We start from the raw sequence: 15,835 nt of genomic DNA on the forward strand, positions 1-15,835 counted from the left end.
TTTCCTTAAAAATAGACATATTTAGTTTATTTTCTTATGTCTTTACGGGTTACACTTATGAAATAAAGAATGAAATCTACTCCTGATAAAATACTATTAATTAGAGCTAAAACTGTCTGTTAACTTGAATATTACTAAAAATTATGAAACAAGAAGTCAGCTTTATATGATTAACCCATAATTAAATCATATGAAAGTTGTAAAATATGTACTAACAGCAAAAATTGATTATGATGGAAAAGAAATAGAGATAAAAAGGTCTTTTAGACATAGAAAGAATATATTTGAATTTCTTAAGAATGCTGATTCTAATTTAAAGGGAGCATTGAGTGAGTATGCTAAGCAGAATAAGGTTAAAAGCTCAGACTTGCCCCTTAATGAGTTCATCACCTGTGGTGAGATCGAAGAAGAACAAGGTGTTATGAGAACTGAGTGCAAAGGTAAAGAAAAAGTTAGTGTCAAGATCGAAGTACAGACACAGAAAATAGCGAAGAAGAAAAAGGAGGAGAGTAAGCAAGAAAAGAAGGAACAGAAGAAGGAGGAAAAGCAAGAAGAAAGTAAAAGTTAGATACTTTAGTTTTAGATACTTTGCATTCTCTCCTCTAACTCTTTCTTTATCTGAGAGGCTAACGTCTCTAAATCTCTCTCCAGTTTCTCGTAAAGCCTCTCTCCATCTACCCAATATATATAACTTGGTCTTCCCTTCTTCTTCTCTTCTCCTGCTTCCTCTTTCTCTCTTAAAATTAACCCTTTATCATACAGGTTATTAAGTGATTTATTTATAGATGCCTTACTGACCTTCAATACATCTGCAATTTCATCACTACTCATCCTTCTCTTTTGTGAGATAAGAACCTGTAATACATCAATATCACTTTTAGGTAAACCGTAGATAAAGGATATTAGGTCACCCATAGTTACTTCTTTTCCACCTGGGAAAGACACCTTCATCTCTTTGCTCATAAGCAATATAAAGTTATTAAAAATTAAAAAACTTTACCTTCGATTTTTATAAAACTATACGTCAATTAATTAAATCGGCTTACGTTAATGATAGAGATAATCAAAACGAAGAGAAAAATTTTAAATAATATGGATAGCCTATCCTACTACACATGAAGATATCAAATTTAATCCCAATCGTTTTAATTATAGTTATTTTAGTTGGAATTTCCTTAACATTAATACATATCAACAATACAAACCAAACACAGAAATTGAGCAGTACTAATACAACAAATAACCCTGAAAAGCCACGAATAGTTAGTTTAGCACCATCAGATACCCAAATATTAGTCTCATTAGGTTTAGGAAAGGATATAGTAGGAATGGACATATATTCTTATCAATTACTCCAGACCTTGAATATGACTTCAATGATACCCCCTAATGTAACCGTGATAACCTCTGTTATCAACCTAAATATTACAGGGATTATAGCATTACAGCCCACTGTCGTTGTTTTAGAGTATGGACTAAGTGGAAGCTATATCCCCCAGCTGGAGAATGCAGGTTTGAAAGTACTCGTGACAAACAGTGACTATGCCTCGAACTTGGAAAACGTGATCAACACCATTTCTCAAATAGCAACTTTCTTCAATGTCACAAATCAGGCAAATCAGTTAATTAAGTGGATGAACCAAAGCATGGTGAGCTACCCACAAACAAATGTGTCTGTTGCATATTTTGACTGGATAGATAGTGATGGAACAGCTTACAGCATAGGTAATAACGTGTTCATTAATGATTTAATAGACAGGGCTGGTGGATTCAACTCATTTTCTAACTTTACAGGATATATTACAGTTACACCATCTCAAGTTTTACTTGCCGATCCACATGTAATAGTTGCACAGGAAATTTACAATTATTCCTATACCATTTACTTAATACACAAATATTTTAACTACACATATGCTGTCAAAAATAATCAAGTATACGTCATAACCGGTCTGGCTACTGATGTTGTTGACGAGCCATCCATCTTATCTGTTTATGCTATTCCCTTATTTCATGATATAATAACTGGTGTACCTGTACCACATTACATCAGCACCAACTGGTTTATGACTAAATTAAATATAACGTTGCCAATTTTTGACCAAAATTAAATGAAAACCTTTAACAAAATTAATATTTTTACATATCTTACTCTTCTCTTGTAAACAAGCCGTCTACACAAAGAATGAGTATTAACTAGACTTATGTAGTATTAAAATACAATTTTAAGTAAAAGACTTGCGTTAAGTGAGCGTATTAGCCTTGAGGACCTCAGAAACTTGGTAAAATGAGGAAATTTTATTATATGGATAAGCTATCCACATTATTGTGAAAATTACTAAATCAACTTATCTAAAGATCTTACTATTACTCATACTTCCAGTTACATCACTCCTATTGTCACTAATGTATGGAGACGTATATATCCCTCCTCAGGAAATTCTACATCCCTCACAGATTTACAGGTTAATACTTTACGAAATAAGATTACCCACAATAATAACGGCAGCACTCATAGGAATAATTTTATCAGTATCCGGAAGCATAATGCAACACCTTTTACGAAATCCCTTGATAGACCCTTATATAGCTGGGACATCATCTGGAGGAGCATTCGGGGCAATATTAAGTTATTTCCTCTTGGGATTTAGTCTGCCCTTATCGGTAATGATATACGCCCAACCACTGATAGCGTTCTTCTTCTCGTTTCTAGCCACAATTATAACTGTTCTAATAGGTAGAGGTAGAGGAATATATGGGCTAGTAATTGCAGGTGTAATAGTATCGTATATCTTCTCATCTGCCTATTCTATATTACTAGTACTGCTTCAGGAAAGATACCCTCAGATACCTCCAATCATTTTTTGGCTAATGGGGCAGATCACAGTTGTAGGCTGGTCACTAATTCCAGCCCTTACTACACTTACCCTAGTCCTTTTAATTCTAGCTTATAAAATGTCAAGAGCCTTAGATTTAGTATCGATAAGTGACGAAATAAGTTACACACATGGTATAAGACCAAATAGGTTTAGAATATTTTGGTTAGGTTTGATCAGCTTTGTTGTCTCCTTCACCATATCAATAGCTGGAGTCATAGGGTTTATCGGAATTTTGGTTCCACACTTAATTAGATTAAGTATTGGGGGCAATATGAGAACGCTACTAGTATATTCAAGTGGAATAGGAATAACTGTTATGTTGCTTAGTAACATAATTGCCGATGGAATGTTAGGAACCATAATCCCTATAACTCCTATTCTTGCAGTGATCGCGTCACCCTTTCTCATACTTTTTCTGGTGAGAAGAAATGATAGTGAAGGGGCTTAAAGTAAAACTAGGTAAGAAGATTGTTCTCGACAACGTAAATATTGAGTTAAGACCAGGTATTACGCTAATACTTGGACCTAACGGGTCTGGTAAGACTACATTATTAAAGACAATAATCGGTATGATTGAACCAATTGAAGGCAAAGTAATAGTTAACGAGAATTTGTCATATTCCCCAGCAGAATTTTATACGGTAAATATGAAAACGATTGATGTTATCCTGGCTGGGCGAAAGAAAGGGGAATACCAAAAATACATTGAACTCTTTAACATAGCGGATCTTATGGAAAATGACTTTCAAAATTTAAGCTCTGGTCAAAAGAGACTTGTCCTAATAGTAAAGGCTTTAGGCGAAGGAGACTTGGTAATAATGGATGAACCCTTTGCCAACTTAGATATGAAAAACAGGATGATTGTATTAGATTCCCTATTGAAACTGAAGAGTGAGAAGAATTTTATTATCACATCGCATGAGCTAGAAGTTATAAATTACGCAGATGAAATAATCTTGGTAAAAAACGGAAAAGTAGTATATTCAGGAAGTAAGGAGAATGTTAGTGACTTAATTCTGTCGCAAGTTTATGATGTGAGAATAAGATCTTTAGTTGTAGCTGGAAGGAGATTCTTTTTCCATGAGTAAAGGTTAGTTAAATAATAATTGGTAATTTAAGCTCTAGTCTCTATGTCAGAAATACCATTCTTTACGGAGCAAATAGTATATATTTTGTTTTTGACATAGTATAATATAGGGTAAGCGATCAATCCGTGATAATATAAGTAGGTAAGTATTATTAGGAGATCCTATTTCTTCTTATATAATTTTATATGTAAGTGGTTCTTTATGTACAAATGTACACATTTGCATATTTTTTAATATATCACTTTTTTTAGTTAGCAAAAACAAGTAATATTCGGAGTGATACAAAATGGAGACAGTACTTCAAATTCCATATCAAAAGAAAACACAAATTGAAAAACTACTTGAGTTCATGTATGGACTCAATGAAAAGGAAGTACAACTAATATTCAGATTACTATACTCTGACACGAAACTAAATATAGAGGAATTAGCTGAAGAATTTAAGGTAAGTAAGGCACTAATAAGCAAGTCCCTAAGTGAATTAGCTAATAAAGGTCTTATAGAGAGAGAAAAAGTATCTAATGAGGGGAGAAAAGGAAGACCAATATATGTTTACTATGTTGATAGGGAACAACTATTTAAGAGAATAAGCAGAGATCTTGAAGAACTAGTACAAGCTTCGATAGCGAAGTTAAAAGAGTATATTTTTAAGTCTTAAACAGGAGACACTAAGATAACATTATCTCCTCTTATTACTATAGTACCTACTTTTCTTGTACTTCCGTCATTCATTATTTCTTCAGAATTCTCTAAGACTAAGTTCATATGCATATCATAACTTTTTAGAGTACCTCTTACTATTTTTTCTCCTTTTAGTTTAACTAGAACAGTCGAACCCAAAGATTCAGCTAAAACCTTATGAGCTGTTTCGGACACTATTACACCCACTATCATACATGATCTAAGGATATTTAACTTTAATGATATGCCAAACCTCATTAACAGAGTATCAGGAGTTTAGTTTCAGTCAACAGTAAGACATTTAAAAATGCTGAAATAGACATGGATGAAATAGATCTGAGAACAATCGATAGTAAATTCGTGGAAATCCTTCTCGAAGAGTATTTTGCTGATAACAATTCAGTAATAAATGACTTTTACATCATAAAACTATCAGAAGATATTGAAAAGAAGGTGTTCCGGTTTAAGGTATGGTTATCAAGACCCACGGACAATAAGATAGACGGATTCACAGGTTACCTTTTCTTTTATCGAAACAGGGTAAAGATAAAGCTGCCTATGGTAAAGGAGAAACAAATTGATGATGCTTTAATACTTAAAGCTGTCCAGTTATTCCAGAGAATTTACCTTACTAAACGTGTTTATTACTGACAATGAAGTCCTTTAACCACTGAATAGTCCTAACGTCATTATTGTCATTAAGAAATTTCAGAAGTTTAGTTATAAACTCGTCTCTAGTTGAGGACTGTGTAGCTAGACTAATTAACGTTTTTATAACCTCATTTTTATTTATCTTGTACTCCATTTCATTTTCTCCAACTTTTACTACGGTTCTATCGTTATATAAGACAATTCTATCGTTAATGTAACCTCTCTCATCGATTATGTCGTATTCTACACCGTATATCTCCTCAGACAGAAAAGTCCCGTCATCAAAAACCTTTAATTTCTTACCGGTGTAGTTACCTCCTTTTATGACGACTATGCCTAAGGACCTCAAGTAGACCTTTACAGCTTGTATGAGCTCCCTTTCACTACACAGCAGTTTCTTCTCGTTTCCTATTAAACGCTTTAGCTCGTCCTCGTAAACTACCTTTCCATATATTAGGTTACTGTTGAAAATGATGTCAATTATCCTAAGTGCTTCCTTATCACAATTCATATAATCTAACTCTGATTAGGAATTTATAACATTTCTTTATGCTTACAAAAGAGATTAGAATATAAAAATAGGAATAAAATGAGAGGATGTAAAAAGTTTATTTAAATGGAGATTCAAATAATCAGTAAACGCTGGGATGCTGATAAGTGAAGAGAGACCACCGGTCTGAATGTATGATGTTTTAGAACAAAAGATTATTTAGTTGTAGTATAATCATTAGTGTGGATTGTGCAGTAATATTTAGAAGGGATTTGAGATTATTCGATAATACAGCACTTGTAAACGCTGTGTATCATTGTAATAAAATCTATCCCATTTTCATTGTTGACCCTAGACAAATGATAAACAATCCTTATAAATCAGAATTCGCTGCTACTTTCCTAATAAATTCCTTAGTTGAATTGGATAAAGAACTAAATGGAAACTTAAACGTGTATTACGGGTATCCTGAGAATATAGTCTCAAAACTAGATATGGTAAATGCGATTTTCATTAACGAGGACTACACACCATTCGCCATTCAACGAGACGAGAAAATGAAGGAAAATGCCTTGAATAAAGGAATTAAATTCTTCTCTTATCCAGATGTCTTACTTTCAGCTGAAGAAAAGAAAATTAAAATAGGTAGGAGCTTTACACCATTTTACACTAAAGCAAGAGAACTAGAAGTGCCCAAGCCACAATCTGTGGACAAAAGCATAAATGTGGAACGAATAAGCAATAGTTTATCAATAGATTTTCTATTGACTTTCAAAAAAGTTGAGTCACCCTTACTTAAGGGGGGAAGACCTGAAGGTTTAATGTTATTAGATAGGGAGATAGATTACTCCAGAAAGGATTACCCAGCTGAGAAGAACTACTCTATGCTATCACCTCATTTAAAATTTGGTACAGTATCACCCAGAGAAGTATACCACAAAAAAATATCTGACCAAGCCTTCACTAGACAACTTTACTGGAGAGACTTTTACACGTTATTAGCATATCAAAATCCTTACGTATTTGGTCATTCATTCAAAACAGAGTATGACAAGATAAAGTGGGAAAATAGTGAACGATACTTTAATGCGTGGAAGGATGGGATGACGGGTTATCCAATAATAGATGCAGGAATGAGAGCACTAAATACCACAGGTTTCATAAACGGAAGAGTGAGAATGTTGGTCGCATTCTTCCTTACAAAAGTACTTTTTGTCGACTGGAGACTGGGAGAGAGGTATTTTGCGACAAAATTAGTGGATTATGACCCAGCTGTAAATAATGGGAATTGGCAATGGGTAGCATCAACAGGCACAGATTACATTTTCAGAGTATTTGACCCTTGGAAACAACAGGAAAAATATGACCCAGAAGCTAAGTTCATAAAGGATTATGTAAGGGAGTTAAGAGACTATCCACCATCAGTAATTCATAAAGTATACTTACATAAAATAACAGGTTACCCGTCACCAATTGTGAATTGGCGAGAAAGAGTGGAAATGGTCAAACAAGTATACTTTAGCACGAAGGCATGACCAAGGGGAAAAAGTATAAAGAGAAAACAATTACTACGTTGTTGCCACTGCATTAAAATTATTTTGTACGTTAGTAGTCTGGTCATCAGACACTAACTCTTTTAGAATGCTCCGTGTTCTCTCCTCAAGTATTAGTGAATCGCCTCTTATAATCCGTATAACCTCTAATGTAGGTATCTCCACCACGTCGACACCTTGGACATTAATCTTGGTATTAGTTATTATGAACTTCTTCCTTATCTTGTAGATTTTCTTGTCATTTTCAACCTGCTCCACATAGGGTAACAACGAAATCTCGTCCCCTGATATCTCATTTCCATTAGATAACTTAACAATACCTAGATACCCGTAGTCATCCTTAGTAAAGAATATACCTACAGTTATGTTCTTACCTTTGACCTCGACTCTCTTTCCCCTCTGATGTACATAAGATACTCTAAACTCTTTAGATAGTGACGAAATTGTCTCTCTAAGCATTTTCTCCAGTGTCGTGGAATTCTCCTCCACGTTCTTTAACGTATATGAGGATTGAATACTGTCCTTTATACACTCCACATTTCCTTCACAGTCAGTTTCAATCCTCTCTACCTCTGATTTTATGAACTGTAGGATAGAGCTTACGGTGGTTAATTCTCTGCCATTCCACATTGCCAAAATTATCGGAAATAGCACATCAGATATTGGCTTGCAATAAGCCTCAACTATCTCTTTAATATCATCAGATGTGAGAGCACTGTCTAAACTTATCCTGCTCTCATCTAATCTCCTCCTTATGGCTAAATCGGTAACTTTATTATAAGCATCAGTCGGAATTGCCATTAAAATAGGCACGTTTAGACCGGAATTTATCAGTCTATGTATTTTAGATAGATGACCTTCCCTAATCTCATCAACTAAAATAGTGATATCCATGACGTTTTTCAAATCGTTTACAAACTTTAATATACCGTCAAAGTCCCTACTGTAGTCTAAACAATATAACCTTAGTAAGAAGTCATCCAGTTTACCGCACATGGAGTAAAGGTGATTTTCAAAACTTACTCCGGTCAGCTTCTTCAGAAAGCCGTATTTGTACTTTTTCCTATCCATTTTGCCTACTACAAGGTTCTTCACCATGAATCTATCAATCTTGTCCCAGAACTCACTCTCTATTTCTCCCTTGCTTGAAAGGTCTAGGAATAATGTGAATTTTTCTTTACTGATAATCTCCTCAACCTTCTTGAGAATGGTTGTCTTTCCCATACCGGGTTGTCCTATAATGGATGCAATGTCCTTGTTCTTTATGACTTCTAACGATTTACTCAAATATTGCTTGTATGTGGGTCCAGCTAAAATAACATTCTTGGCAGACCAGGTTGTAACTGTAACCTTAGGTATATTACATATCAAACTTCCTCACCTCTTCTTTCTTTTTACTATTCCGTATACAGCTCCTTTCCTTACGTATCCCTCATTCCCCCCTGCAATTAAATCATAATTAGATTCCACGTAAGACCTGAATCTTGAGTAAAATTCCTCTTTTGTTAGACCAAGTTCAACCCTGATATTTTCCAATGATGCATATCCCAAGTTGTCTTTAACTTTATCATAAACCTCGTCAAAGGAACCAACGTTAAGTTTCCACTTTTCACCTACTATTTCTTCAAGTTTCTTTATTTCATCCTTTATTTCTCTCAATAAACCTATTACAATAGTATTAGAATCAACCTTAACGAGCTCATATGATTTTCCACCATTAACATCATACTTCTTTACTAAACCCTCACTCTCCAATTCAGTTAATACTTTCTCTATATCCTCAGGATCCTCCTTTATTCTTCTTTTTATTTTGGAAAAAGCTATGGGTTTTCCATCATAAAGTTCCTGAAGAACTGAAATAACCACGTCCTTGTTAATCATGATTCTAAAAGTTTAACCAGAAGAATTTTAAACCAAAATGCTACATAATACCAATCGCTCTGACGTGCAGTCATCACTGTTCAGTAAAGACCAATTCGCTCACTAGTTACTATAAGAAACTCAGCTTTTTAGATTTTATTGACATTAAAACAGAAGTAGGAAAAGCCATTAACCCAATAGAAAAATAAACCTCTTCAGTGGTATTAACTCAATCAGTAATACAACTACAACAAATAAAAAAGAGACTATATCCTGTGAACCACAGTTTAAGGTAAAAGTTGAGGAAAATAAAATCATACTTTGATCTTAAAAGGAAACCTTTCTAATCTATAAGCCATATCCCAGAACATATACTCGAAAATCGATGCTAATCTAAAGTGCTTAAACATCATTTTCTCTTGACTATCAGTCAATTTAAAAGAATTTATTATATTTAATACATTTTTAACTCCAACTTCATACTCCTCTCCTCCATAAGTATCTATCCATCTCTTATATAATGGGTTTGGAGAACCTTTCTTTGTTAATTCTCTGCCTACTTCCATATAGATCCAATAGCAAGGGAGAACAACAGCCACACCTTCATAGAATGGTCTTGAATATACAGTAGATAACAAATAAGAAGTGTACATAAGGTTAGAGGGGGACTGTTCAAAATCTTCAGGATTTATCTTCCAGTGAGTGAAGAAGTAATTATGAAGATCTCTTTCCACTTTTATAACGTCCGAAACATGTGTAGCAAATAGAACTGACTGCTCTTGAGATTCTGCTTTAGCGGATAAAACAGCTAGTGCTTTACTGAAGTCCTTTAAGTAATGATAGTCCTGAATTATATAATATTTAAATCTCTCTTCTTCTAACTTCCCACTCACTAATCCTGTAATAAAAGGATGTGATAATATTGCAGAATAAACATCAGATATTGACTCCCACAGACGTTCAGAAAGCACGTTATAAAGTTTAATAAAACAGTTATATAAGCTTACGTACCAAGCTCATATCACAAGTTTATCTCTAGAAAGCCTTGGTAGACTGAATAATACGCATTTATCATCAATGCTTTAGTATCTGGGCTAATGTAGAGCTGAGGTAGTGGTGCAGATACATTAACTATTTCCCATTCCCCACTTTTCAGGTTAGTGGAGTTTGATATCCAAACAAACCCATTAGGTGGACCCGCTGAATCAACAAGTATTCTGAACAATGGAGTGATTGAGCCAGGACCATTATAACTGACATTCAGGAGCATACTAACTATGTAACCCTGATTATCATAATTTACCTTTAATACGTCAATGTGAATAGAATTGGGATAGGAGAGAAAATTGTAATGGAAAAAGAATGCAAACCCTAGTATAGCTAGAAGAAACATGGAAATTATTATTGTCTTACTCTTACTGCCCAGTGAAATACCACTGTTATCATTACTATTTAGAGTGTTTGTGTAGCAGAACATCGGCCAATATATTAGATAATTCCATAACACTCTGTACAAAAATAGAAAGGCAAAATATGCTATCCCATACCACTTATTTCTAAAGAGAAGCAGACCCATTACAACTATCAGAATTGGGGCTACAGTGAAGAATAATGGGTAAAGATAGAAGATATTGGTAAACGATAACAAATTGTAACCATAACCTATCTGTAACAGGGAGCTACCCATAGGTGTTACTACACCTTGAATATAGTAACTAGGATTAATCAGAATGAAATAACCATTAAAGAGGAAAAATACCAACACTGCTGGGATGAGAAATTTCTTTAGATCCTTTCTATACGATATTAAGTAAAATGGCAAAATTGCAAGGGGAGTCTGCTTATACGCTATTGATAGACCATAGAATACACCCTTCCATTTTACGTCTTTTACCAGTAAAGATAGTAATAGAAAGAACACCCATACAATATCAGTAACTCCTCCTGTTGAATAAAATATGTATGAGGGGATTAGGTAGGCACTTATAAACAAAGCATATTCCTTTTCAGACAGGTAAAAGAATGTAATGATACCTATCAGTAGATCAAATGTCAGATAAACGTAGTTTGGAGAAATCTTTAGCAGGACTGCAGGTATAAGAACGAGAAATGATAATGAAGGATAATTCAGGTTAGTTACAAAACCGCCAGTAAGTATGGGAGTTGGATAAGAGAGGTAGATATTTTGATGATAAAACTGGTAGACATTAGCAGTATTTATAGGATTATAAGGGTTAAGACCATGCAAAAAAAGGTACGCAGAGTAGTAAGATATCATTGAAGAATCTGTACCGAAAAACACTCTTATTTGTAGAAAATAGATCATCGAAGCTAAGAAAAATATCAGGCTAAAGAGTTTCAGTTTTCTGAAATATATACCCAGACCTAAAATCACATACGTGAACAGAAATAACCATATATTCTGGGTAAGTATGATGTAAAAGATTGGAATTAGCGCCAGTTCGGTGTAAATTATATATGTAAGTATACGCTCATTTACCTCTTTGAAATCTAAGAACAGCACAATTCCAGCCAATGTAACAATTACGAGATCAGCAACAACTGTCCATGTGTTAAGATAAGCGTTTGCGCCCATTATACTAGTAGCAAGGAACAGGAGAAACTGGGAGATGTTAGCATTCAGAGACTCTTTGTACCTTAGTGCCACGGACTCTGGTATCCGTGACTCAAAATAAATTTTTTGGAAATAGAGAACAGATTAAGCCTGATCTTTCGTTAAAAATCCCATTTATAAAGAAACTCTAACAAAAAAAGAAAAGATAAAACATTACAGTACAGTTAAACCACCATCTACAACCACAGCATCTCCGTTTACAAAGGATGCCTCATCTGATGCTAAAAACACTATTACATTAGCTATATCTTCTGGCTCAGCCAATCTCGACGAAAGACTCATAAGTTTTGTAAGAGTCCTCATACCTAATTCACTTGGCTTAGAACTACCAAGCCCTATATTTGTCTTAACTGTACCAGGAAGAACAGCCACAGCCCTTATTCCTTGATCACCATAATGGGCAGCAATACTTCTGGTCAAACCTATCAAGCCGTGTTTTGCGACTGTGTATGGAGCACCAGCAAAGCCTCCCCTTATACCGGCAATTGATGCGGTATTTACAATGACACCTTTACCCTGCTTGAGCATTATAGGGATTACAGCCCTAGAAGAGTAAAATGCTGAATACAGGTTTACAGCTAAAACTCTCTCCCATAATTCATCACTAACCTCAGCTACAGGAGTAACTCCGTCCATTATTCCTGCGTTGTTGCAAAGTACATCAATCCTAGAATATGTTTCAAAGGTCCTTCTCACAAATTCCTCTACGTCCTTTTTCTTTGAGACATCAGCCTTTACCCCAAGTACTTCTTTCCCCATACCCCTTAACTCCTGAACAATTTGATTTAACCTATCCTCCAACAGCTCAACCGCTACAACAATAGAATCATTAAGAGCAAATTTCTTAGCTATAGCCCTACCTATTCCGCTTCCTGCACCAGTCACAATTACTACTTTATTTTTCAAACTCTGATATGACATAAACTACTATGCATTTTGATAGATAATAAACTATCCTAGACGCTAGTCTTATAAGTATTTTAGTTCTCCGTTTTCTATCCTGGCGCACTCTGTAAGCTTATGGCTAATAGTCTTATTCTTTCCAAGTACGTGAATAACTTCCACTGATTTGTAGTAGAGCCAATCAGATATTATCTTCCTATGGCAGTTCCACGGAAGGCTTTCAGCACACATTATAGCTACTGTTCTAGTTGAACACAAGTGTAGAAGATCTTCCAATGCTTTTTTAGCGTCAACTGACTTGAGGATATACGTGGCAAAAGCTCTAAAGCTATCGTCCTTGAAACATCTTCCAATACCATCGTCTTTGATGTCTTTGCCAAACCTCCTATAACCTCCTAAACTCTCAAACCAGATATACTGAATACCATTATCCTCAAGAGTTATGGATAAATTCTCTTTGTTAAAATGAGGGAAACTTTTACTCCTAGGCCATCTCCTAACATCAATCAAAACCTCTATTTTATATGCTGAAAGGAGATTTAAGAACTCGCTAATGGTTCTGTTTGAATGCCCTATTGTATATGCTTTGATAGTTGTCATCAATGGTCACTAGTTTCTGATTATAAAATAACTTCATGATTGTAAGTGAGATAAACTTGACTGCTTCAGTATTATGAAGAGAGAACATGATTAAATTTTATGCTTTAGTGTTTTTATTCTCCCCAATCCCTCTAAGAGCCTTTTAGCGAAAAAATAAGATCAATCTGATTATTTCTCTCCAACAAATTCATATGGACTTTCAGTTGGCCAATTAGGTAACAAAGGAACAAACATAATTCCAGCTACCGCAACATACCTAAGCGTGGTCTTACCTGTATTAAAGACCCTGTGTGGAGTATTCTCCTTGATGTAGACTGAATCGTTAGCCTTAATCTCGTATTTTACTCCATTAATTTCGACTACACCTTCTCCGTCTAGAACATAATATACTTCTTCGCAGTTATGTTTATGAAGGGGAGTTGAGTTATTTGGCTCTACCTCAACTACACCTAAAACTAAGGATTTGACAGGAAAACCAGTCTCTGGATATATTACTTTCCAATCCTTAACGCCTCGCTTTATTTCCATCGCCGATCCTGGTTTCCACTGATCTCTTCTAATTACAACTTTTGTATCCATATATATCGTATTGCGAAGTCTCAATAAAAACCGATTACTCTCCCATTTTTTATTTTAACTCTCATCATATAATTTTAGGACTGCAAGTGAGAAAACATGGAGAAATAAGGGAAAATAAGTAAGCTTAATTTCTATTAACTATCAGTGTATTTCACAGAAAAAGCTTCTAATTTGAGCCTTTCAACAAAAAATTAGCATATGCAATGCGACACCTGGCTTTTGAAATTTAGATAAAGAAATAAGCTATCTCAGTACAGTTTTCCTTATGTGTAATACGTAAGTACCGTATTACTTTCAATTTATCTTATGATTAAAAAATCCTCTGTTTCCTCTCCATTTTAGGTTTTCTGCTTTCTCTTAATCAAGACAACATAATACAGTGTTAAGTTAACTTCAACTTAACTTGACAACTTTACACCCAGTTTTCAACCACCTTAGTAACAACACAAATAAGGATAAAACCTTCAAACAAGATAAAGTTTAAAGATTGCCGAGTTTCCACTCCACCAACAATTTTTCGTAGAAAAGGATAGTATAAATCAATAAAACTACAGTGAAGGAAAATTAATGTTTAATTCTTCGGGAGCTGAGAATTAATGAATAATTGTTGAGAATGTAAAATTAAACCCCTAAAATTAACGTATGTAGACTCTAGAGATAGGATATAGATAGTTCCTATGAAAGATACTTTATTTAGTTAAAGGAAATTAAAATTATTTTAAAAAGATTGAGATAAATTGTATTGCAGTTTGCTTCACACATTAGTAACTGGTATCAATATAGTAATAATCTGTATAGCTGTAACATTAGATTGTACTTCAAAACTTAGTTTAGAGACAAAGGTTGTGAAAAGCGTTATGAATTTGTTTGAGAAGGTTGTTAACAAAGTAAACTTTATTTATATCCTTAACTAACTATTACATATGAGTACACTAGTGAGAGTAGATGAGGAAGTAAAAAGAAGTCTCATCAGAATATCCTCAGAACTGCAACAAAATAAGGGAGAAAAAGTAAGTATCAATGATACAATAAAATTCCTCATAGACTTTTATGATAAGAGTAAAGAGGTAAAAAAAGACCCTCAATTATTGCTCTCACTACTCGGTTCGATGAAAGGGATTAGGGAAGAATTAGAGAAGGCTAGGGAAGAAGATGAAAGCGATTATTGATACAGGAGTTTTAGTTGAAATCCTAGAGGGCTCAGATATAGGAGAAAAGATAACAAGGTTAATTATCCAAAACCAAATTGAGCCACTAATAACAGACCTTACCTTGACAGAGCTACAGTATGTTACGTGTAGAAAATATGGGAATAAGAGGGCAAACGAAGTTATCCAAAAACTACTAAAGAGCGGGTTTTTCGGAATAGTTAATAGTATGAGGTTTGCTAGGAAGGCTGCTGAAATAAAATGTGCTCACAGTGTTTCTATAGTGGACGCGTTTAATATAGGAGCTGCTCAAGAACTGAAAATCAACGCTATATTCAAAAAAGAGAAAGAGATAGATAAAAGCATATCAAACGTTGTCTTCGCGGATGAGCTATAACGTAGAATAGTCAATATGATTTGAATTAGCGTTTGTCATAATTTCTGTAAATTAGTAGAGAAAGAGAATATTGTAGCAAGAGAAGGAAACCTGATAAAATATAAATTTGTATTCATTTTACTGCTTATGTCTTTCCGATAATCTCTATTTCCTGAAGGGTTTTAACATAGACTTGCCATAGGTAAGAAACAGTTGTTTTTAAACGACTATTTTTAACATTTCCACCCATTTTCATTAGTTAGGTCTCTTTACCTAGACAGATAAAGAACAGGATACTAAAACTAGATCTAAACCCGTAGAGGAGGATATTACAAACATGGATATTACTCCTCAAAGCAGTCACGAAGGAGATATACCTCGGACGTAATTTC

19 protein-coding genes are annotated in these 15,835 nt (G+C 34.4%); 9 read left to right on the plus strand and 10 right to left on the minus strand.

Annotated elements, in window-relative coordinates:
• Positions 1 to 190 precede the first annotated feature (190 nt).
• Positions 191 to 568: a hypothetical protein gene (locus SACI_RS05805; RefSeq protein ID WP_011278066.1), complete on the plus strand. Its 378-nt coding sequence runs from the start codon at positions 191 to 193 to the stop codon at positions 566 to 568.
• Positions 569 to 579: 11 nt separating this feature from the next.
• Here the strand turns inward: SACI_RS05805 and SACI_RS05810 are convergent, their stop codons facing one another.
• Positions 580 to 963: a helix-turn-helix domain-containing protein gene (locus tag SACI_RS05810; RefSeq protein ID WP_011278067.1), complete on the minus strand. Its 384-nt coding sequence runs from the start codon at positions 961 to 963 to the stop codon at positions 580 to 582.
• Positions 964 to 1,115: 152 nt separating this feature from the next.
• On the opposite strand from SACI_RS05810, the gene SACI_RS05815 reads away from it, so the two are divergent.
• The 4 genes from SACI_RS05815 (at position 1,116) to SACI_RS05830 (ending at position 4,625) form a co-directional block, all read left to right on the plus strand.
• Entirely contained in the window at positions 1,116 to 2,111 is a 996-nt protein-coding gene (locus SACI_RS05815; protein WP_011278068.1) for an ABC transporter substrate-binding protein, read from the plus strand.
• A gap of 217 nt (positions 2,112 to 2,328) precedes the next feature.
• Complete coding sequence (locus SACI_RS05820; RefSeq protein ID WP_011278069.1) at positions 2,329 to 3,327, plus strand: FecCD family ABC transporter permease; 999 nt, start codon at positions 2,329 to 2,331, stop codon at positions 3,325 to 3,327.
• Positions 3,308 to 3,967: an ATP-binding cassette domain-containing protein gene (locus SACI_RS05825; protein ID WP_011278070.1), complete on the plus strand. Its 660-nt coding sequence runs from the start codon at positions 3,308 to 3,310 to the stop codon at positions 3,965 to 3,967. The genes SACI_RS05820 and SACI_RS05825 overlap by 20 nt, the downstream gene beginning before the upstream one ends.
• A gap of 286 nt (positions 3,968 to 4,253) precedes the next feature.
• Positions 4,254 to 4,625: a helix-turn-helix domain-containing protein gene (locus SACI_RS05830; protein ID WP_011278071.1), complete on the plus strand. Its 372-nt coding sequence runs from the start codon at positions 4,254 to 4,256 to the stop codon at positions 4,623 to 4,625.
• Here SACI_RS05830 and SACI_RS05835 read toward each other — a convergent pair.
• The gene (locus tag SACI_RS05835; protein WP_015385578.1) at positions 4,622 to 4,843 is read right to left on the minus strand and encodes an LSM domain-containing protein; all 222 of its coding nucleotides are present in this window, start codon (positions 4,841 to 4,843) and stop codon (positions 4,622 to 4,624) included. The two genes, SACI_RS05830 and SACI_RS05835, sit on opposite strands and share 4 nt — an antisense overlap.
• Positions 4,844 to 4,969: 126 nt before the next feature.
• Between SACI_RS05835 and SACI_RS05840 the strand changes: the two genes are divergently transcribed.
• Positions 4,970 to 5,299: a hypothetical protein gene (locus tag SACI_RS05840; protein ID WP_011278073.1), complete on the plus strand. Its 330-nt coding sequence runs from the start codon at positions 4,970 to 4,972 to the stop codon at positions 5,297 to 5,299.
• Here the strand turns inward: SACI_RS05840 and SACI_RS05845 are convergent.
• The gene (locus SACI_RS05845) at positions 5,280 to 5,810 is read right to left on the minus strand and encodes a hypothetical protein (protein ID WP_011278074.1); all 531 of its coding nucleotides are present in this window, start codon (positions 5,808 to 5,810) and stop codon (positions 5,280 to 5,282) included. The genes SACI_RS05840 and SACI_RS05845 overlap by 20 nt on opposite strands.
• Positions 5,811 to 6,031: 221 nt before the next feature.
• Between SACI_RS05845 and SACI_RS05850 the strand changes: the two genes are divergently transcribed.
• A complete protein-coding gene (locus SACI_RS05850) occupies positions 6,032 to 7,324 on the plus strand; it encodes a cryptochrome/photolyase family protein (protein WP_011278075.1) in 1,293 nt (430 codons plus the stop codon).
• Between the two features lie 33 nt (positions 7,325 to 7,357).
• On the opposite strand, the gene SACI_RS05855 is transcribed toward SACI_RS05850, so the two are convergent.
• The 7 genes from SACI_RS05855 to SACI_RS05885 all read right to left on the minus strand — a co-directional run bounded on the left by SACI_RS05855 (position 7,358) and on the right by SACI_RS05885 (position 13,919).
• The gene (locus tag SACI_RS05855; RefSeq protein ID WP_011278076.1) at positions 7,358 to 8,713 is read right to left on the minus strand and encodes a hypothetical protein; all 1,356 of its coding nucleotides are present in this window, start codon (positions 8,711 to 8,713) and stop codon (positions 7,358 to 7,360) included.
• A gap of 6 nt (positions 8,714 to 8,719) precedes the next feature.
• Entirely contained in the window at positions 8,720 to 9,223 is a 504-nt protein-coding gene (locus SACI_RS05860) for a hypothetical protein (protein ID WP_011278077.1), read from the minus strand.
• 293 nt (positions 9,224 to 9,516) lie between these two features.
• On the minus strand, positions 9,517 to 10,173 hold the full coding sequence (gene tenA, locus SACI_RS05865; RefSeq protein WP_011278078.1) for a thiaminase II: 657 nt from the start codon (positions 10,171 to 10,173) through the stop codon (positions 9,517 to 9,519).
• A gap of 50 nt (positions 10,174 to 10,223) precedes the next feature.
• Positions 10,224 to 11,870, minus strand: a complete 1,647-nt coding sequence (locus SACI_RS05870) for a hypothetical protein (RefSeq protein WP_011278079.1) — start codon at positions 11,868 to 11,870, stop codon at positions 10,224 to 10,226.
• 120 nt (positions 11,871 to 11,990) lie between these two features.
• Positions 11,991 to 12,758 carry an SDR family NAD(P)-dependent oxidoreductase gene (locus SACI_RS05875; protein ID WP_011278080.1) on the minus strand — a complete coding sequence of 256 codons (768 nt, stop codon included), beginning with the start codon at positions 12,756 to 12,758 and terminating at the stop codon, positions 11,991 to 11,993.
• A 48-nt stretch (positions 12,759 to 12,806) separates the two neighbouring features.
• Positions 12,807 to 13,340 (minus strand): DUF488 domain-containing protein, encoded by a 534-nt coding sequence (locus SACI_RS05880; protein ID WP_011278081.1) that lies wholly within the window; start codon positions 13,338 to 13,340, stop codon positions 12,807 to 12,809.
• 168 nt (positions 13,341 to 13,508) lie between these two features.
• The gene (locus tag SACI_RS05885) at positions 13,509 to 13,919 is read right to left on the minus strand and encodes a cupin domain-containing protein (RefSeq protein WP_011278082.1); all 411 of its coding nucleotides are present in this window, start codon (positions 13,917 to 13,919) and stop codon (positions 13,509 to 13,511) included.
• 923 nt (positions 13,920 to 14,842) lie between these two features.
• Between SACI_RS05885 and SACI_RS05890 the strand changes: the two genes are divergently transcribed.
• Both SACI_RS05890 and SACI_RS05895 read left to right on the plus strand, forming a co-directional pair.
• A complete protein-coding gene (locus SACI_RS05890) occupies positions 14,843 to 15,088 on the plus strand; it encodes a hypothetical protein (protein WP_011278083.1) in 246 nt (81 codons plus the stop codon).
• Entirely contained in the window at positions 15,072 to 15,464 is a 393-nt protein-coding gene (locus tag SACI_RS05895) for a type II toxin-antitoxin system VapC family toxin (protein ID WP_011278084.1), read from the plus strand. Before SACI_RS05890 ends, SACI_RS05895 begins: the two co-directional genes overlap by 17 nt.
• The last annotated feature ends 371 nt before the right edge of the window (positions 15,465 to 15,835 follow it).

Source organism: Sulfolobus acidocaldarius DSM 639, from assembly GCF_000012285.1.
Classification (GTDB): domain Archaea; phylum Thermoproteota; class Thermoprotei_A; order Sulfolobales; family Sulfolobaceae; genus Sulfolobus; species Sulfolobus acidocaldarius.